The organism is Rhodobacter ferrooxidans, assembly GCF_000176015.1.
Classification (GTDB): domain Bacteria; phylum Pseudomonadota; class Alphaproteobacteria; order Rhodobacterales; family Rhodobacteraceae; genus Pseudorhodobacter_B; species Pseudorhodobacter_B ferrooxidans.
In genome coordinates this window covers 1-611 of the sequence record NZ_ACYY01000055.1, presented here as the reverse complement: position 1 = coordinate 611, position 611 = coordinate 1, and the positions used below count along the sequence as shown (strand labels likewise).

At 65.0% G+C, this 611-nt stretch carries 1 protein-coding gene; it reads left to right on the top strand.

Features of this window, described 5'->3' with window-relative positions:
* Window positions 1-611 (top strand): AMP nucleosidase (locus tag RSW2DRAFT_RS17005; protein WP_008033306.1); only part of this gene is annotated, 611 nt, incomplete at both ends.

Here is a 611-nt window from a genome sequence, read left to right as displayed (position 1 = left end):
CGGCGTCGGGCCCAGCAATGCCAAGACCGCCACCGACCATATCGCCGTGCTGCGCCCGCATGCCTGGCTGATGGTCGGCCACTGTGCGGGCCTGCGCAACAGCCAGAGCCTTGGCGATTTCGTGCTGGCCCACGCCTATCTGCGCGAGGATCATGTGCTGGACGCCGATCTGCCGGTCTGGGTGCCGATCCCGGCACTGGCCGAGATTCAGATCGCCCTTGAAGACGCGGTCGAGGAGGTGACCCAGCTTGAAGGCTACGAGCTGAAACGCATCATGCGCACCGGCACTGTCGCCACCATCGACAACCGCAACTGGGAGCTGCGCGACCAGTCCGGCCCGGTGCAGCGGCTGTCGCAATCCCGTGCCATCGCGCTGGATATGGAAAGCGCCACCATCGCCGCCAACGGCTTCCGCTTTCGCGTGCCCTATGGCACCTTGCTGTGCGTGTCCGACAAGCCCTTGCATGGCGAGTTGAAACTGCCCGGCATGGCCTCGGATTTCTACCGCACCCAGGTGTCGCGGCATCTGCAGATCGGCATCCGCGCCATGGAGATGCTGCGCGAAATGCCGCTGGAACGCATTCACAGCCGCAAGTTGCGCAGCTTCGAGG